The organism is Terriglobales bacterium, assembly GCA_035624455.1.
Classification (GTDB): Bacteria; Acidobacteriota; Terriglobia; order Terriglobales; family Acidobacteriaceae; genus DASPRM01.
Window position 1 is genome coordinate 1 of record DASPRM010000005.1, and the last position, 18,074, is coordinate 18,074.

15 protein-coding genes are annotated in these 18,074 nt (G+C 58.2%); 12 read left to right on the forward strand and 3 right to left on the reverse strand.

Features of this window, described 5'->3' with window-relative positions:
* The 6 genes from VEG30_00720 to VEG30_00745 all read left to right on the forward strand — a co-directional run.
* On the forward strand, nt 1–1,275 hold a 1,275-nt coding region (locus VEG30_00720; GenBank protein HXZ78421.1), incomplete at its 5' end, for a DUF3459 domain-containing protein.
* Between the two features lie 25 nt (nt 1,276–1,300).
* Nucleotides 1,301–2,095, forward strand: a complete 795-nt coding sequence (locus VEG30_00725; protein HXZ78422.1) for an ATP-binding cassette domain-containing protein — start codon at nt 1,301–1,303, stop codon at nt 2,093–2,095.
* Nucleotides 2,096–2,198: 103 nt separating this feature from the next.
* On the forward strand, nt 2,199–3,077 hold the full coding sequence (locus VEG30_00730) for a sterol desaturase family protein (GenBank protein ID HXZ78423.1): 879 nt from the start codon (nt 2,199–2,201) through the stop codon (nt 3,075–3,077).
* A gap of 129 nt (nt 3,078–3,206) precedes the next feature.
* Entirely contained in the window at nt 3,207–3,848 is a 642-nt protein-coding gene (locus tag VEG30_00735) for an XRE family transcriptional regulator (protein ID HXZ78424.1), read from the forward strand.
* Between the two features lie 61 nt (nt 3,849–3,909).
* Nucleotides 3,910–4,773: a hydrogen peroxide-dependent heme synthase gene (gene hemQ, locus VEG30_00740; protein ID HXZ78425.1), complete on the forward strand. Its 864-nt coding sequence runs from the start codon at nt 3,910–3,912 to the stop codon at nt 4,771–4,773.
* 9 nt (nt 4,774–4,782) lie between these two features.
* Nucleotides 4,783–5,208, forward strand: a complete 426-nt coding sequence (locus VEG30_00745; protein ID HXZ78426.1) for an SET domain-containing protein-lysine N-methyltransferase — start codon at nt 4,783–4,785, stop codon at nt 5,206–5,208.
* Between the two features lie 102 nt (nt 5,209–5,310).
* Here VEG30_00745 and VEG30_00750 read toward each other — a convergent pair whose 3' ends face one another.
* A complete protein-coding gene (locus tag VEG30_00750; GenBank protein HXZ78427.1) occupies nt 5,311–5,664 on the reverse strand; it encodes an STAS domain-containing protein in 354 nt (117 codons plus the stop codon).
* Between the two features lie 219 nt (nt 5,665–5,883).
* Here VEG30_00750 and dnaX point away from each other — a divergent pair, with 219 nt between their 5' ends.
* The 4 genes from dnaX to VEG30_00770 all read left to right on the forward strand — a co-directional run bounded on the left by dnaX (nt 5,884) and on the right by VEG30_00770 (nt 14,049).
* Nucleotides 5,884–7,695, forward strand: coding sequence for a DNA polymerase III subunit gamma/tau (dnaX, locus tag VEG30_00755; protein ID HXZ78428.1), 1,812 nt, complete (start codon nt 5,884–5,886; stop codon nt 7,693–7,695).
* 29 nt (nt 7,696–7,724) lie between these two features.
* The gene (locus VEG30_00760) at nt 7,725–8,045 is read left to right on the forward strand and encodes a YbaB/EbfC family nucleoid-associated protein (GenBank protein HXZ78429.1); all 321 of its coding nucleotides are present in this window, start codon (nt 7,725–7,727) and stop codon (nt 8,043–8,045) included.
* Nucleotides 8,046–8,106: 61 nt separating this feature from the next.
* Nucleotides 8,107–8,706: a recombination mediator RecR gene (gene recR / locus VEG30_00765; protein ID HXZ78430.1), complete on the forward strand. Its 600-nt coding sequence runs from the start codon at nt 8,107–8,109 to the stop codon at nt 8,704–8,706.
* Nucleotides 8,707–9,489: 783 nt separating this feature from the next.
* Nucleotides 9,490–14,049, forward strand: coding sequence for a hypothetical protein (locus VEG30_00770; protein HXZ78431.1), 4,560 nt, complete (start codon nt 9,490–9,492; stop codon nt 14,047–14,049).
* Between the two features lie 15 nt (nt 14,050–14,064).
* On the opposite strand, the gene VEG30_00775 is transcribed toward VEG30_00770, so the two are convergent.
* On the reverse strand, nt 14,065–14,352 hold the full coding sequence (locus tag VEG30_00775) for a MoaD/ThiS family protein (protein HXZ78432.1): 288 nt from the start codon (nt 14,350–14,352) through the stop codon (nt 14,065–14,067).
* A gap of 2 nt (nt 14,353–14,354) precedes the next feature.
* Nucleotides 14,355–16,511, reverse strand: coding sequence for a protein kinase (locus VEG30_00780; GenBank protein ID HXZ78433.1), 2,157 nt, complete (start codon nt 16,509–16,511; stop codon nt 14,355–14,357).
* A gap of 380 nt (nt 16,512–16,891) precedes the next feature.
* On the opposite strand from VEG30_00780, the gene VEG30_00785 reads away from it, so the two are divergent.
* The gene (locus VEG30_00785; GenBank protein ID HXZ78434.1) at nt 16,892–17,341 is read left to right on the forward strand and encodes a CBS domain-containing protein; all 450 of its coding nucleotides are present in this window, start codon (nt 16,892–16,894) and stop codon (nt 17,339–17,341) included.
* A 145-nt stretch (nt 17,342–17,486) separates the two neighbouring features.
* A partial coding sequence (locus VEG30_00790) for an HAD family phosphatase (GenBank protein ID HXZ78435.1) occupies nt 17,487–18,074 on the forward strand: 588 nt, incomplete at its 3' end.

The following is an 18,074-nucleotide window of genomic DNA, read 5'->3' on the forward strand; positions in this document are numbered from 1 at the left end:
CTGGACGTTGTCTACAATCACTTTGGCCCGGACGGATGCTACCTGCGCGAGTTTTCTCCCGCCTATTTCACCGATCGCTACAAGAACGAATGGGGCGAGTCAATCAACTTTGATGGTCCAGACTCGCAGGGTGTTCGCGAATTCTTCGTCAGCAACGCCGAATACTGGATTCGCGAATTTCATTTTGATGGCCTGCGCCTCGACGCCACGCACCGGATTATCGACTCCTCGCCGCGACACATTATCTCCGAAGTTGGGGAGGCGGTTCGCCGTGGGGCCAGCCAGCGCGCCACCATCGTCGTCGCCGAAACCGAGACGCAGGAGTCGTTTCTGGCCCGCCCGCTTGAGCAAGGTGGCTGCGGACTCGATGCCTTGTGGAACGATGATTATCACCACAGCGCAATGGTCGCGCTCACTGGCCGGATTGAAGGCTATTACAGCGATTTCCGTGGTACTCCTCAGGAACTTATCTCGGCGCTGAAGTTCGGCTTTCTCTTCCAGGGCCAGTGGCATAAATGGCTGAAACAGCGTCGCGGAATGCCCAGCCGGGATCTGGACCCGGCTGCCTTCGTGATTTTCCTGGAAAATCACGATCAGGTATCCAACTCGGCAGATGGCAAGCGTCTTCATCTCATGGCCAGTCCGGGCGGCTACCGCGCCCTCACCTGCCTAACGCTATTGGCACCCGCTACTCCCATGCTGTTTCAAGGTCAGGAGTTCGCGGCGTCGTCGCCATTCGTCTTTTTCGCGGACCATGAGTCGGGGCTCGCCAAATCAGTTCGCAAAGGCCGGATGGAGTTTCTGACCCAATTTGGCCGCGCTGCTGATCCGAAAATGAGCCGCAACATTCCCGACCCCGCCGATCCCCAGAGTTTCGAGTCGTGCCGGATCAAGTGGCTCGAGCGGGAGCGCAATTTAGAAACCTACAGCCTCCATTGCGATCTGCTTCGCCTTCGCCGCGAGGACCCCGTATTCGCACTCCAGAAGCATCACGCGATCGATGGCGCGGTACTCGCGCATTCGGCGTTCGTCCTGCGTTTGTTCGGCGACGGTGCGGGCGACCGCTTGATCATCGTGAATCTCGGTCATGACCTGCGCCTGGAGTCGGTTGCTGAGCCACTGATGGCGCCGTCCCCGGAAATGCGTTGGGAATTGCTGTGGTCTTCCGAAGACCCGCGCTATGGCGGGTCCGGCACCCCGCCGGTGCAAACCAAAGAGACTTGGAATCTTCCGGCGGAGGCAGCAGTGGTTCTTAAAGCGACAGCGGAAGAGTAGTGCGAGCTCAAGACTACAATGGGCCATGCCGCGCGGGGACTCCACGCCTCCACTCATTGACTTTCGCTGCCTGTCAGTTATGCGCGGAGACAAGCTCGTCCTCCGCGACCTGAATCTGCGCATCGAGTTGGGCGAGCACGTGGCTATCCTGGGCCCAAATGGATGTGGCAAATCCACTCTCATCCAGACCATCACCCGCGACTTGTACCCTTTGGAGCGGGAGGGATCATTCGCTGCCATATTAGGTTCCGAGCGCTGGAATGTCGCAGACCTTCGTTTTCACCTGGGTATCGTGTCCAACGATCTCATGGCATTTTGCACCCGCGAGATCATCGGCCGCGATGCTGTGCTCTCAGGCTTCTTCAGCAGCGCGGGTGTCTGGCCGCATCACAGAGTGACCTCGGGCATGCGCCGGAAAACTCAGGAGTTGCTAGAACTGCTGGAAGTTCCTCATCTGGCAGAGCGGATGGTTACGGAGATGTCCTCCGGCGAGGCCCGCCGTATTCTGATCGCGCGTGCCCTGGTTCATGACCCCAGGGCGCTGCTCTTCGACGAGCCCAGCAACAGTCTCGATCTCCTCGCCCAGCATGAACTCCGCTCAATCATGCGCAAACTCGCGGCGTCCGGCATCACCCTGGTGCTGGTTACTCACCATCTCATGGATGTCATACCGGAAATCGATCGCGTCATCCTGATGAGTGCGGGCCGTATCGTCGCGGACGGACCAAAAACAGAGTTGCTGGAGCGGGAACGGCTGCGCGCGGTCTTTGGTGTTCGCCTGGAACTTGCGCAACACGACGGGTACTACCATATTTGGTAGACACACTCCTGTTCACAGATTCCGGAATGCTGGCACTAATTCCGGCATGTAAGGCCGAATTTCGGCTAAACTAACCCTCATACCTCGGCGGGGTGAGGACTCGGTGCCGAACCTGATCCATCTCGCGATTCCAGCTTTCTTGTTGTTACTGGTTGCGGAAGCAGTTGCTGGCGCGGTCATGCGGCGCGACCTGTACGAGTGGAAAGATACGGCTGCCAGCTTGACCATGGGCGTGGGCAACGTTTTGATCGCACTCGTCAGCAAAGCCATGGTGTTTGCCCTCTACACCCTCGTTCATCGCTTTGCTATTTTCAAGATTGGTTACCAATGGTGGGCATGGCTGGTTCTGTTCTTTGCAGAAGATCTGAGCTATTACATCTTCCATCGCACCAGCCATGAATGCCGCTTCTTCTGGGCCTCCCACGTAATTCATCACTCCTCGCAACGCTACAACCTGGGCACCGCCCTTCGCCAGACCTGGACCGGAGGCTTCACCTCATTCATATTCTGGCTTTGGCTGCCGCTGCTAGGCTTCCAGCCGGTAATGATTATGACCATGCAGGCCATCAGCCTGCTCTATCAATTCTGGATCCATACCGAGTTGGTGCGCTCGATGGGGCTTTTGGAGAGAGTCTTCAACACTCCATCCCATCATCGCGTCCATCACGCCTCCAACGGTCCTTATCTCGATCGCAACCACGCCGGCACCCTCATTATATGGGACCGGCTGTTCGGGACCTTCGAACCTGAGGATGTGGAGAATCCTCCTGTCTACGGCTTGACCAGGAACATCAACAGCTACAATCCGCTGCGGATTGCATTTCACGAGTGGGCCGACATTCTTCGTGACTTACATTCTGCAGCGAGCTGGCGTGAACGGTGGGATTCTGTTTTCGGGCGTCCAGGGCTAAAATGCGAACGCGCCGTTCAGCCGTGGAAAAATTCAGCAATCGTCAGCAGTCCTGAGAACATAAATTTTTGAAGATTACGCGCGACGCATCGTCTAAAGAAGTAGTCTCACAACCCTGGTGTTGCCGAACACCAGTATCCTTCGACGCACTAAACAAACGCTGGCCAGCAACAGAGAATCGCTCCCAGAGGAGGAATCACGATGGCTGCGAATTCTGCCGCGACCGCCTTTTCCTTTCGCAACTCGCGAACCACCCCTAGCCTTCCATCACCAACTGACACTGAGAGCTTGGAATCCTATGCCATTGGGCCCAAACTGCGCGCTCTCCGGCTTCGTCGCAGCATGGGACTGGTTCACTTGGGAAAGCAGACCAGTCTGTCCCCGGGACTCCTTTCCAAGCTGGAGACCGGCAAGCTCTATCCCACCCTTCCAACGCTGCTGCGCATTGCGCGAGTCTTCGGCGTTGGACTGGACCACTTCTTCACCACGTCCAACGGCAATTCCGCGAACCTGACCCGCCATGCGGAGCGGTTGCGATTTCCCGAAAAGATGGGAATCTCAGGAGTCGCTTATCTTTGCGAGTGTTTGAGCCACCCCCTTCCGGATAGCAAGTTAAGCGTGTTCCTCGCGCAATTTGAGAGCGAAAGCAGCAAGGCGCCTTGCCACCAGCATGCAGGCTGCGAGGTGATTTATTTGCTGGAAGGAAAGCTTAGCCTCCGGATCGGACTAGAAGAATTCGCGCTGGAGGAAGGAGACTCGATCCAGTTTGATTCTGGTACTCCCCACAGCTACCACCGGCTGGGGATCCAGCCCTGCAGTGCGATTCTCGTTCACTCTCGATAGGTCCGTTGGTTGGGCAAAGGTAGAATAGGGACGTCCGGTTCGTTTTCCGAGGCGCAATCCCATGTCTGCCATAAACAGCCGCACTGAAATTGCGCGCGGGCAAATGCCCGCCGTTCCCCTGACTATTGAGGGCTCCAGCGTTCTCCATCAGATGATGCGTTTTCGCTGGTCCGCTTGGCGTGCGCTATCGCCAGCAAAGCGCGCAGAGATTGTCCGGGCGGCAGTGCCAGTGCTCAAGCGCATGGAAATGCAAGATGCCGAGCGCTCGGATTCCATTCAAAGCGCGCTCTATTCCCTGCTTGGGCATAAGGGCGATCTCATGCTGGTCCACTTCCGTTCGTCGTTCGAAGACTTACACCGCGCCGAGATCGAGATCGCTAAGCTGGAGCTCTCCGATTACCTGGAAACCAGCAATTCCTACCTCTCCATGGTTGAACTGGGCTTATACGATTCAACCGTAAAGCTCTATGAGTCGTTGGCCGGACGTGGGATTGAGCCCCATTCCGCGCAATGGGTTCAGGAATGTGAAGAACTTCTCGATCGCCAGCGCGAAGCCATGAAGACCCGGCTCTATCCCCCAATTCCCGACACTCGCTACGTATGTTTCTATCCCATGGATCGCCGCCGTGGCGAGGACAAGAACTGGTACACCCTGCCCATCGTGGAGCGTCAGCGTCAGATGCATGAACACGGCATGGTCGGACGGCGATACGCCGGTGAGGTGCGGCAAATCATCACGGCTTCCATTGGCTTCGATGATTGGGAGTGGGGCGTGGACCTGTTCGCTGACCATCCGCTGGTGTTCAAGAAACTCATTTATGAAATGAGATTTGACGAGGTCAGCGCCGTTTACGCCCTCTTCGGCTCATTCTTCGTCGGCCTGCGTGTGCCCGCGGAAAAGCTGCCGGAACTGCTCCAGATATAGCAACCAAGCATGGCTCTAATCGTGGCATCCTCCGACGTGCACGCCGCTGGCGTGTTCACCACTTCGCCCATACCCAGAGGCAAGCGAATCGTGGAGTACACCGGCCCCAGGGTCACCAAAGAAGAAGGCGACCGCATCTACGACGAGAAGCCGGTCACTTATCTGTTTTCGCTTGAAGACGGGCGCGTAATCGACGGCCATGGCATCGCCATGTTCATCAATCATTGCTGCGATCCCAATTGCGAAACCGACGAGGTGCGCGGGCGCATCTGGATCTATGCCCGCCGTAACATCCAGGCAGGCGAAGAACTAACTTACGACTACAACCTGTTCGATGGTGATGACGACGCACCCTGCTCCTGCGGAGCCAAACGCTGCCGTGGGACGCTATACTCTCGGGCAGAAATGCGGAAACGCAAAGGGAAGAAAAAGTAGCAGGAACGCTGTAGACAGAAAGCCTGATCGGACGATGTTAACGATACGGCAATTGGCTGTTCTTCCGTTTACCTGATTACAATTTACTCGATCGCCAGTTTTCTAGGCCGCGCCCCTCACGAACGACCCGATCGCCTTATCCTCGCCTTCGTAAACTTCGAACACCGTCAGCAGCTTCGTAACTTGCAGCAGATCTACGACGCGCTGGCTGAGGTTAGCGAGTTTGATGTTGCCGCCGGCGTTGCGCGCCGAGGTATAAAGCCCGACCAAGGTTCCCAGACCTCCGCTATCGATGTAGGTCGTATCCCCCAGGTTGATCACGATCTTCTTGGTCGAATTCAGGAGGTTTTTTACCAAGTCCCGCAAAGCCGCGGCTTCATCTCCGAACAAAATTCGGCCCCTGCAATCGACGATGGTTATCCCGTCCACAACACGGGTAGTCAACTTAAGCTGCATTGCGGTCCCTCCAGTGAAAGCCTGGCAAAGACTAGCTGTTTAGAGACGAGTTTTCAAGTGTAGCAGCTATTTTTGCCAGGCTACGCTCCTCGGACGGGAAATCGCGAGCTCATCGGCGCCTGAACTTAATCCTTCCTCAGCCGGGCGCCGTCGGCATTCCCCGCAGCCCCTGCTATGCTCACGCCTGCCAAATCGCTCAATTTATAATCAAACGATCTCATGAGCTACCAGGTGCTCGCCCGTAAATACCGGCCACAGCGTTTTTCCGATGTCATTGGGCAGGATCACGTAACCCGCACCCTGCGGAACGCCATCGAGCAGCAGCGGATCGCCCATGGGTACATCTTCAGCGGCCACCGGGGTATCGGCAAGACCACCATCGCCCGCATTCTGGCGATGGCCCTGAACTGCCGGTCCACAGACCATCCTGTTTCCGAGCCCTGTGGGGTATGCGATTCCTGTCTCGAAATCCGCAATGGCAATTCAGTGGATGTTATTGAGATCGACGCCGCCACCAACCGTGGCATCGATGAAATCCGCGAACTCCGGGAGGCGGCACGCTACCGCCCCGCCCGGGACCGCTTCAAAATCTACATCCTCGACGAAGCCCACCAGATCACCGACGCCGCTTTCAATGCCTTGCTGAAAACGCTGGAAGAGCCACCGCCTCACATCATCTTCATGATGGCAACCACCCAGGCGGAGGATATCCCCCAGACCATCCGCTCGCGTTGCCAGAACTTCAGCTTCCATGCCGTTCGCTTTGACCAGATCGTGAATCAGCTGCGTTCGATCGCTAAGTCCGAGGGCATCGTAACCGACGAAAGCGCATTGGCCATGCTGGCGGAGGCTGGCGACGGCTCCATGCGCGATGCCCTTTCCATCATGGATCAGGCGATTGCCAGCTCGGGAAACAAGGTCTCCGCCGATAGCGTGCGGCAGCTGGTGGGAACAGTTCCTTCGGAGATCCTGGAGCAGCTGATGGGCGCGGTGGAGGCCAATTCCAGCGACCAGGCCCTTCAGCTCCTGGACAAGCTCATGACCGAGGGGCAGAACCCCCTACATTTCGCCCGCCAGCTGGTGCGGTTCCTGCGAAGTGCGATCGTGGTCAAGATAGGCGGCAACAGCTCTTCCCTGCTCCAGATTTCCCAGGATGAGATTGAGCGCGTTAGCCGGGTGGCTGAGAAATTCAGCGAAGAAGACCTGACGCGCTTCCTGCAGATAATGCTCCGTACCCATGGCGAGCTCAATTATCGGCAGGAGCAACGATTTCACTTGGAACTGGGCCTGTTGAAGATGGTCCACGCGCAGCGGTTGCTTCCCATGGAGCAGCTACTGAGCGGGGCAACAGTCTCGGACGCAACTGCGGCTCCGGGCAGCCGGCCGGTAAGCTCCCCCAGCCAGTTGCCGAGAGCGGCGGGATCGAAATCCACCGAGATGCCACAGCCGCCGACGTCAGCACAGTCTCCGCGGGCCGCCAGGCCGTCGCCATTCGAGGCCGATGTCGCCCGCAAGGGCGGAAGCCCCAGAAGCGCCCAGACGGAAGTTGTTTCCGGCACCTCCGCGCTGGCCGTGGAAACCACGACAGTAGTTCCCGAATCCCAGCCGCGGATTGGATTGCCAGCCGAGAACCTGCTTTCTGAGCTTCAGAAGCTGATTTTGACCGCCTTGGAAAACGCCGGCCAGAAAATGCTGGCCGATACCCTGGACGAAGGCTCGTGGGCGCTATCGGACAGTGAATTGACCGTGACCGTCAACCGCCGTCAGAGCCTGTTGGATGCAGCGCTAAATGCAGAAGCGCGGCAGATCATCAACTCAGCGACAACAAAACTGCTGGCTCGGCCACTCCGCATGCGGCTGATCAGTGGCGCCGTGAATGGAACAGAAGCTTCAAAGGCCAGTTCTGCCCCGGAAAGCGGACAGGATGCCCGTTCGCGTGCTGTCACTGATCCTGTGGTGCGGAGAATGCGCGAGAAGTTTGGCGCAGAAATTCGCACCGTTGTCGATCATAAGCAAAAGAATGGGCGCTAGTGTCCGATCCAGCTCTAATGGAGAAATTCATGAGTGGTTTTGACCCCAGGCAGTTGCAGCAGATGATGTCGCAGGCGCGGCAGCAGTACGAGCAGATGCAGCGAAAGCTGCAATCCACGGTTGTAGAGGGTTCGGCTGGCGGAGGCAGCGTCACCGTCAAGATGAACGGACTCAAGCAAGTGCTGCAGGTCACGATTGAGCCAGAAACGGCGAAGTCGGGAGACCTGGAAATGCTGCAGGATCTGGTGACCGCCGCCTTCAATGCCGCCGGCCAGAAGGTCGATCAGGAGATCCAGTCCACCATGGGAGGAATGTTAGGTGGATTGCAGATGTCTGGGCTGTTCGGCTGAGATCCTACGCGGTCGCGTGAGATACTTCTTACATCATCCGATCTGACTTCGCACTTATCCTATGTCCCGTTTTGCAGAGCCAATGGCTCGCCTGATCGAGGAGTTGAAGAAGTTGCCAGGCGTTGGCGCCAAGAGCGCCCAGCGGCTCGCCTTCCACATTCTCCGCAGTGACGACGAAGAAGCTTCCGCGCTGGCGGCCGCCATTCATGACGTGAAGGCCAAGCTTCATCTCTGCTCTATCTGCAACAACATTACCGACGTCGACCCGTGCGTCTATTGCTCGAACCCGACGCGAAACCAGCGGCTGGTGTGCGTAGTAGAAGAGCCCACCAACATCAGCGCCATTGAAAAATCGCGGCAGTTTAATGGCGTGTATCATGTGCTGCACGGCACCATCTCGCCTCTTCACGGAGTCGGCCCGGAACAGCTGCGCACTGCCAATCTGGTCAAACGCATCGACGCAGGCGAAGTCGACGAGGTGATTCTCGCTACGAATCCCACCGTGGAAGGTGAGGCTACGGCGGTTTATTTATCTGATCTGATTCGGCGTCCTCATTTGAAGGTAACGCGCATTGCCACTGGCATCCCGGTTGGCAGCGACATTGAGTACGCGGATGAAGTTACGATCCTGAAGGCCATGGAAGGACGGCGGGAAATCTAACGGAGCTTGATCCTCACGCTGCTGGCGAGGAACTAGGTTTCTTTGACAAGGCCAGTTCGTATTCTTTGATCACCAGCGCGATTCCAACCGCTGCTCCCTGAGCGCCTGTCTCCACTCTCACTACCTTACCCAAACAGCGAACGCGGGCGGTTTTCGTTTGTATGCGAGAAGGACGCAACACAAGCTCAAGATTTGTCCCTTCTGCCGGCTCGAAATCCGAATACACAAAAATTCCGCTTCCACTCAGATCTCGAATCAGGCCCGCATGCTGTCGGCTGGACCCCTGAGTTCGAATCACCACTGGAAGCATGGCAAGAAAGCGCCGCGCACGGCGTTCGTCTCGTTGTGAGCCGCGCATCAATGCCTTTCCACGCGGAATGTGGTTGCAGGAACTTGCCGGGATACTCGCTGAGGACATTGTATGTGCTCCTGGGCAGCACTGAGGGTGGGCTTGCCGGTTAAGTATGCAATCCCGTTTCCGGAATCCATCACCTTGAAGGAAGGGGATTTAACAGAATTACACACCCCAGAGGACTGTAGTTCCTACACTGATCGGGTACTCTGGACCAGCAGCGTTCCCCAGATGACGCCTCGGAGTGTTTCCGGAAAGCGCAATTTCACAGGATTTCCGCTGCTGGCTGGTAACCAACCTGCATAGATACCAAAGTGCAAACTCCCCCAGGATTTGAACCAGCCAAAAGTGCGGGTTTTCCTTTGACTGTTGCCCTTACTGCCAACATACTTCTCTAGCTTCCAGGCCAAGTTCTGTCACCAGGGACACCCATGCCAGCGCCAGTCCGGACCCTCTCCAGGCTCGCTTGTGTTTTTCTTGCCTTCCTGTGCTTCGCATGGCCCTGGCATCCCATTGCGGCTCAGGTTGCAGTCGCGCAACAGACTGAAATCCTGGAGAACAAAGAAGACCCCAAGGAACGTGAAGACTGGTTCCTGCGCGGGCGCATGGTCAACGGCAGGCCTGCTTCGCGCGAGTTGCAACGGGCACATCAACAAAAGCTGAGCAATCGCCAGCTGCGCCAATCTGCTTCTCAAGCGTTGAAGGCACAGGCTTCCACATCGGCGAGTTCCAAGGCGATTAGTTCCGTTGCCCAGACCAATGCCGCAACTGGTGGACAATGGAAACCATTAGGGCCTGCGCCGCTGCATTCCGTTCCGCCCGGCGCCGCCAATCCCGAACAGGACTATGGATTCGTGGTGGGCCGCGCCACCGCCGTGGCTGTCGATCAGACCGATCCCACTGGCAATACGTTGTACCTTGGCGGGGCGTACGGAGGACTGTGGAAATCCACCTCCGCCGCCAGTCCTGACGTCAGCAAAGTTGCATGGCAGCAACTGCTCGACAATCAGCCGACCCTCGCGGTAGGTTCGGTGGCTGTGCAGCCGGGAAACGGCAATGTGATCCTGGTAGGAACGGGAGAGGCGAATAGTTCCGCCGACTCTTATTACGGCCTTGGCATCCTGCGCTCCGAAAACGGTGGCACGACTTGGACCCTTATCACTCAGACCGCAGATGGCAAGTACAGTTTTCACGGGCTCGCGTTCGCCAAAATTGCCTTCAATAGCGAGAATCCTTTAGTTGTAGTGGCCGCTGCCGCCGGGTCGGCCGTCGGCATTAAAACCGGAGCGGAAAGCTCGGACCAGAATCGCGGCCTCTATTACTCCACCGACTCGGGGAAGACCTGGAGCCGTGCCAACGTCAGCGATGGCGGAGGCAGCGTCACTTCGGCCGGCTCCGTAACATCGGTGATCTACCATTCAGCCCGCCATCTTTTCTATGCCGCGGTGCGCTATCACGGGTTTTATACGTCGCCCGATGCAATCAACTGGACGCGACTGCCCGATGCTCAGCAGCCCGCCGCCCTCACTTTGGCAAACTGTCCCACCGTTTTGCCGCCTGCCGGCCAGCGCAATTGCCCGATCTACCGCGGTGAGATGGCCCAGGTGCCCGGACGCGATGAGACTTATGTCTGGGTCGTCGATGCTTTGCCCTCCAATCAAGGAATCTGGCAGTTGTCCAGCGGCGCCAATACCTGGACACAGATCAACACTTCAGGAATCGATAACTGTGGCGATACCGCAGGATGCAGCACTCAACAGGGCGACTACAATCTTGCCCTAGCCGCGGTCCCCAACGGCACGGCCACCGATCTCTACGCGGCTGCCATCAATATCTTCAAGTGCAGCATTAATAGCGTAAATGCGACCTGTGGGGCCAACGGCTTCATCAACCTGACCCACGTCTACGGTTGCACGCCGACAGCTTCGTATTCCCATGTGCATCCCGATCAGCACGCCATCGATTTCTCGCTCAGCAATCCTGCGATCCTTTATTTCGGAAATGATGGCGGCATTTACCGCACACTCAATGGATTCGCCACTGGAGTGACTGGTGTCTGCGGGTCAACGCCAACTTACCCGTTCGACAACCTGAACGGCACCATGGGGTCGATGACCCAGTTCGTTTGGTTCTCCCAAGATCCTACCGATCAGTTCACGATTCTGGGTGGCACGCAGGACAACGGTTCGCCAGCTATCAATTTTGCTCATTCCGGCTCGAACGGTCTGACCTGGCAAGCCGTAAATGATGGCGACGGCGGCTATAACGATATCGATCCGCATGCACCCAGCACCTGGTACACCGCCAACATTCGCCTGCCCATTCAGCGATGTACCAATGGCATCAATTGCACCGCCGATTCGTTTCTTGCCGTGGTCACGCCAGCGAACATAAGCAACGATGCCGTGCCCTTCTACACGCCGTACATGCTCGATCCGCAGAACTCCGCGCAGATGATCCTGGGCTCCTGCCGGGTATGGTGCGGCGGCGCCACTGGGCAGAACTGGCACGCCCTCAGCAACAAATTCGACGGCAGCGCCGGAACCACCGCGTGCGCAAGCGATACCAGCAGCTTCGTGAATGCTCTGGCTGCGGGAGGATCAACAACCGGTAATGGCTCACAGGTCGTCTACGCCGGAACAGACGATGGCAGGATATTCGCAACATTAAATGCAGACGCCGGCCCGACCTCCTGGTCAGAGATTTCTCCAGTGAGTGGCGGCTTCCACGCGCCCAATTGTTCTACCGGAGCAGGAACCTGCCCAGTCCCGGTCTCGGGCGTAGCGATCGATCCCTCCGACGCCAGCGGCAAAACTGCGTACCTGACCGTGCAAGGGTTTGGGGTCGGTCACGTCTGGCGCACCAGCAATGGCAGCAACTGGACCGATATCAGCGGCTCCGGATCCAGCGCTCTGCCCGACGCTCCCGCTAATGCCGTCGTCGTAGATTCCAAGGGCATCGTATACGTCGGCACCGATGTCGGTGTCTTCACCAACGGCCCGGCGGGTGGAAGTTCAAGCGTCTGGACGGAAGTGGGGCCCGCCAGCGGCCCGGGCATGCTGCCAAATGTTGCAGTCACCCGCGTCGCTATCTTCTCGCCCAGTGGCCAGCCGCCACTGCTCCGAGTCTCCACCTACGGACGCGGCGTTTGGCAGACTGAGCTGCCGTCTAGCACCGCACCGAATTTCAGCGTCGCCGTAAGCAATCCCGATCAGGTGACTTACCCGGGACAGAATGTTTCCTACACAGGCACGCTTACATCCATCAATGGCTACAGCAATTCGGTGACTGTCAGTTGTGAATCGGCGACCGGGGATCCCCTGCCGTCATGCTCGTCTCCGATCACAGTGACGCCCACAGCCGGCGGCCAGCCGTTTTCCCTGACTTCCAGCAATGCGACCGTGGGCGATTTCTTTTTCCGTATCAAGGCTACCGATGGAACGCTCGTAGATTTCCAGCCAGTATCGCTGCGCGTCTGGGATTTCACGTTGGGCGCGCCGAATCCGGCCACCGTAGTTCTGTCGGCAGGAAAGAGCCAGCAAGTAACCTTGATTCTGACGCCTCAGGGCTCCTTCAGCCAGAACATTAATCTTTCCTGCCAAGGCCTTCCTTCAGGAGCTAGTTGCAATGCCAGCAATGTACTGCTAACGCCTTCGCCGCTGAATGCCACACTGACGATCAGCCTGGCGCCGGGCTCGACTCTGGCCCCCGGCGATTATTCAATCATCGTCGTGGCCACAACCGGCGACAGCAAGCTCAGCCGATCACAACCCTTGAAGCTCACCGTCACGCCCGCAACCCCGGACTTCTTCTTCAGTCCGGCTACCGCCGTGGCTGGCATCAAACCAACGCAAGCGATCAACGGAAGCTTTGTCGTCAACCAGCAGGCCGGATTCACGGGAACCGTCAGCTTGCAATGTGGGATCAATCAGGGAATCTCGTCTTCTGACTGTGTGCTCTCTCCAAGCAGTGTGACCGTCAGTGCAAATCCAGCTACGGTAAATGTCAGCGTTGCAGCTGCCAAAACCGCCTCCGCGCTTGCCGGCCAGGGTCAGATCAGCATCAGCGGCAGCAGCGCATCGCTATCCCATTCCCTGAGTCTTCCCTTTTCCGTCACTGACTACGCTCTCGCCGTGAGCTCTCAACCTGCGGCAACAGTATCTGGCGGCAGCAGCAGTCTTGGAGTGCAATTGCAGGCGTTGAACGGCTATAGCTCGCAGGTGAATCTGAGCTGCGATGCCAGCAGTCTGGGATCGGGCGCAAGCTGTACGCTCTCGCCCACAGGTCCGGTCAACGTTACACCCGCGGCCACGACATCGGTGACAGCCACCATAGCTGTTCCTTCTTCAGCCCAGCCGAACACCTATACGGTCAACGTCACCACTTCCGACGCGACTCTGCCCACCTTGACACACCGCGTGACCGCATCGCTGCAGGTACAGGGTGCGCCGGATCTCCAAATCTCCGCCAGCCCTAACGCGCTCACGGTCAAGAGCGGCAGTGCCGCATCTTCAACCATCACGGTGGCCCCAGTGAACGGCCTCAGTGGACAGGTAAGTCTCGCGGTAGCCGGTCTGCCGCAGCTCGCAAGCGCGTCATTCTCCCCGGCAAGTCCACTCAGTGTGAACGGCGCTGCCCTCGGCACCACGTTGACTATCAGCACCACCGCTCCCAGTGTAGCCGCCCTTCATCTGCCGGCACCGAACAGGCTGAAGACTCTGGCCGCGCTGTGGCTGTCGTTCTCGGGGATGTTTGGATGGGTAGCTCTGGCGGGTACTCAGCGCCGCAGTAAGTTGGGAATGTGGCTGGCGATGATTCTCACCTGTGCCGTGCTCATGGGAATGATCGCCTGCGGCAGCGGAAGTGGATCAAGCAATCAGGCTCCCCCACAGCCCAAGCCAGGCACGCCCGCAGGCTCCTACACGGTTACAGTCACGGCTACATCCGGAACAATCCAGCAATCAACCAACATCACGCTGACGGTGCAGTAACGCCTATGGAAGCTGCTAGAGTCTTCCGCCGCTGACCGCAGGTACGATCGAAATCACCGCTCCCGCGGCCACCGGAGTCATCAGGCCACCCGTGTAGCGAATATCTTCGTCACCAATGAACACGTTAATGTGCTCGCGAATGGCTCCCTCCTCGTTTGCCATTCGATCCCGTACGCCCGGATACAAGACCCACAGGGCCGAGAAAGCATCCGCCAGCGTCGTGGGAGAGAGTGCGATCTCGACCTGGCTCCGCCCAGCGGTAAATTCGCGTAACACACCCGGGATGTGGAAGGTCACGGGCATGATCATCTCTTGGTGGAATTAGTCCCACGCGTGGTGGAATTCGCCCGGCGCGATCTGGTTCGCGCTTGCCGCGACCCAGTGGTCACCGGAGATTTCTTCTCAGTTGAAGCAGCGTCTGAGTGCTTAGCCGAGCTCGGCTTTGCAGTGGCAAAGTCATCGCCCACAAGCGCAGCCCGCACGCAAACCACGGATGGCAATCCTTCCAGGATCTTCTGCCACGTCTTGCCCTCGTCGCGCGAAGCAAAGATCTGTCCGCTGCGTGTGCCGAAATAAATCCCCACCGGGTCGAGTGAATCGGAGACCATCGCATCACGCAACACAGTCTCGTACGCACCTTTCTGTGGCAAACCACGCATGAGCGGTTCCCATGAGGCACCTGCGTTGCGCGTCCGGTAGACGCGTAGCCGGCCCTCGCAAGTACAGCGAAACATATCGGACTCTACCGGAATGATGTACACCCAATCCGGCTTTCTGGGATGCACGATCATGGCGAATCCGAAATCCGAAGGCAAACCATTGGCAATGTCGCGCCAGTTGCCGGCGTGATCATCGGAACGATACAAGCCCCAGTGATTCTGCAAGAAAAGCCGCTCCGGGTGGTCCGGATGCAACGCCATCTTGTGTACGCATTGGCCGAACTCGGGATATTTGCTGGGCATGAAATTTGCCCGGATGCCCTGGTTCTGCGGCGTCCACGTTCGCCCGCCATCGTCGGTGCGGTAAACCCCGCCAGAGGAGATGGCAACATACATACGCTGCTTCTCGGCGGGATCGAGCAAGATCGTGTGCAAGGTGAGTCCACCGTTGCCGGGCATCCAGCGCGGCCGATGCGGATGATCGAACAAGCCCCGCACGAGCGACCAGGTCTCGCCTGCATCGCGGCTTTCAAAAAGCGCAGCCGGTTCCACGCCACTGTAGAGAAGGCCCGGTTCATCCGCGCGCCCGAGGGTAATCTGCCAGATGTTCTTGAGCGAAACTCCGGTGTCCACAGGAAACCGAATAGGCGCCTCCGGCGGATTGGTCCAGTTCTTGCCGAAGTCCTCGGTAGAACGCAACATCGTGCCCCAGTAACTTTGCGTCGATGCCCATATTCGAGGCAGAGCGCCGCGCCCGTCATACGCCATCGCGTAAACCGCCTGCCCATGAAAATACGGACCGCCAACTTCCCAGCGCTTCCGTTGAGCATTGGACCGCAGCAGAAATGCCCCTTTTGTAGTCCCCACCAGCAGCAGAAAATCTCCCCGGCGCACGTGCACATGTCGCACGTTCACCAGCACTGTAGTTGGAGGAGGGCCGCCCCGATCCCCGGCGGGATTCCCGGAAACCACCGCCGCCGTTTGCACGGCTTCCAGCGCAGCCTGCACCTCGCCCGCCCGCTGATACCGCTGCATGGGCTCTTTAGCCAGGCAGCGCTGGATGATCGCCCACAGGCCGGGCGGCACCGGGGGTCCCAGCGGCTTCGCGATCTCGCGCATGATGGCCGCGCTGATCTCAAACGCGGTCCTTCCTTGAAATGGCAGACGCCCCGATGCTGCTTCATACAGAACGATGCCCAGAGCCCACAGATCACTGCGGTAGTCCGCGGGCTGACCGCTCAAGACTTCAGGAGCCAGGTACGGCAAAGTGCCGCTCACCGATGACTCCTGCATCGTCGCCAACGAACGAGTCGAGCCCTCGTATAACCCTTCTCCGACGCGACGCGCCAGGCCAAAATCGAGGACTTTCACCAGCCCGTCCGGGGTTACAAGAATGTTGGCCGTCTTCAGATCCCGGTGAACAATGCCGCGGTCATGAGCGCGAACAAGAGCGCGGGCAATTTGCACGCCGTAACGCATCACCGATTCCGGCGCCAGCCCGCCGTCTGCGCTCAGCGCGCGCAGAGACTTGCCTTCCACCAGTTCCATTACGATGTAGAGCTCTCCGGCGGTTTCCCCCACTTCGTAGATGGTGCAGATATTCGGATGTGCCAGAGAGGAACTAGCGCGCGCCTCTTGTAGCGGGTTCTGACTGGCCGACGCGTCCAGATTGGCATCCTTCTTAACGACCTTTACCGCAACATCGCGGTGCAGCACTTCGTCGTATGCGCGATAAACAACCCCCATGCCTCCTTCGCCGATCTTCGCCAGCACCCGGCAATGACCCAGGACCTGTCCGATCACCCTGCGCTCCTTTCGAAGCTCATGCTAGGCTGTGCTGCTGGCGCGAGTCAAAGCGACATCACCAAAGAACCGCCTGATTGCGAAATTGGTGGTAGCCCGGGCGCCCCAGGTTCGTGCCGCGCTTTTCAGCGCTAACCTGGGCTGTGCCTGGGTTTTTGCTGATTGTTGAGTGCTGAATGCTGTTTGCCGGCAACCCCCGGAACGACCATTGCCAAACCGATAGTGCAAAACGTCCATTCCGCTTGCGAAAATCTCTCCCGCTCGCGCCACCACGACGTCTCCAAAGGATTAAAATCGCAGAGACGGTAGAACCAGATTCCGCTCCCGCCTGCATCAAGACAACTCGAGGAAGATGAACCAGTGATCTCACGAGGTGAGAGATGAAAATAAGAGAATTAATGACTCGAGATCCGGTTTGTTGTCGCCTGTCCGATACCGCACAAACCGTCGCCAGCTTGCTTCGCGACAATAACGTCGGTGCTTTGCCAGTGGTTGCGGATGACGGGTCGAAGCATCTCGAAGGCATCATTACCGACCGCGATCTTTGCTGTGCGATTGTGGCCCGAGGCTTAAGCCCCAATACCACCATCGAGACTTTTATCACTCGCCAGGTTGTAACTTGCCGTCCCGAGCAAAGCCTGGACTCCTGTGAGAGGCTCATGCAGATACATCAGATTCGCCGGGTTCTGATTGTGGATCAGGGTATGCGCTGCGTCGGTGTGATCTCTCAGGCAGACTTGGCGCGCACCAACCGCTCCGATCAGCTTCATAGAACCATAGCCGAGATATCCAAGCCCTCTCAAACCTTCGAACTGCCAGCCACAGCCTGATTCTTGGGCTGTGCTTCATCTTTATCCTGCGCCATGCCCGCCAGCCTTTGCGCCGGCAGGGACCGGAAATTTCTTTCTGAACGCAGTAGGAACCGCGGGAAATGCTCACCGGCATCTCTCCCATCGCTTTGCGGAGAACCCCAGCATGACCACATCAGCCAAGTCTCCTGCCTTCCTCTTCGATCTCGACGGAACCCTGGTGGATAGCGTTTACCAGCACGTCCTCGCGTGGCGCGAAGCCTTAGAACGCGGCGGCATCGAGCTGGCAGTGTGGCGCATTCACCGGCGCATCGGGATGAGCGGAGGGCTATTCGTCAATGCATTGCTCAGAGAAACCGGGCAGCCAGTTTCGGCTGAACAGGCAATGACTCTTCTGAAATATCATGAAGAGGCTTACGTTCCGCTCGCGGGCCAGGTTCGCCCGCTGCCGGAAGCCGTAGAGTTGCTGGCATTTCTCACCAGGAATCATGTTCCCTGGGCTATCGCCACCAGTGGTCAGGCGGAGAGTGCGCATCGAACCCTGCGCGTGCTGGGGCTCGGTCCGGAGGTGCCGGTGGTTACTCGCGATCAGGTACAGCACGCAAAGCCCGATCCGGATTTAATCCTGGCCGCAGCGGAGCGTCTGGGAGTCGATGTAGAAGCTGCGATGGTAGTGGGAGACAGCGTCTGGGATCTGCTGGCTGCACGTCGCGCTCGAGCGCTCGGCATCGGCCTGCTTTCGGGAGGCTACGGC

Bases quoted from the DNA above. Each gene is read 5' to 3' on its own strand.
- VEG30_00750 (HXZ78427.1), bottom strand. From the start codon at position 5,664: ATGCAGCTTAAGTTGACTACCCGTGTTGTGGACGGGATAACCATCGTC.
- hemQ (HXZ78425.1), top strand. From the start codon at position 3,910: ATGTCTGCCATAAACAGCCGCACTGAAATTGCGCGCGGGCAAATGCCC.
- dnaX (HXZ78428.1), top strand. From the start codon at position 5,884: ATGAGCTACCAGGTGCTCGCCCGTAAATACCGGCCACAGCGTTTTTCC.
- VEG30_00725 (HXZ78422.1), top strand. From the start codon at position 1,301: ATGCCGCGCGGGGACTCCACGCCTCCACTCATTGACTTTCGCTGCCTG.
- VEG30_00775 (HXZ78432.1), bottom strand. From the start codon at position 14,352: ATGCCCGTGACCTTCCACATCCCGGGTGTGTTACGCGAATTTACCGCT.
- VEG30_00745 (HXZ78426.1), top strand. From the start codon at position 4,783: ATGGCTCTAATCGTGGCATCCTCCGACGTGCACGCCGCTGGCGTGTTC.
- VEG30_00760 (HXZ78429.1), top strand. From the start codon at position 7,725: ATGAGTGGTTTTGACCCCAGGCAGTTGCAGCAGATGATGTCGCAGGCG.
- VEG30_00770 (HXZ78431.1), top strand. From the start codon at position 9,490: ATGCCAGCGCCAGTCCGGACCCTCTCCAGGCTCGCTTGTGTTTTTCTT.
- VEG30_00735 (HXZ78424.1), top strand. From the start codon at position 3,207: ATGGCTGCGAATTCTGCCGCGACCGCCTTTTCCTTTCGCAACTCGCGA.
- recR (HXZ78430.1), top strand. From the start codon at position 8,107: ATGTCCCGTTTTGCAGAGCCAATGGCTCGCCTGATCGAGGAGTTGAAG.
- VEG30_00785 (HXZ78434.1), top strand. From the start codon at position 16,892: ATGAAAATAAGAGAATTAATGACTCGAGATCCGGTTTGTTGTCGCCTG.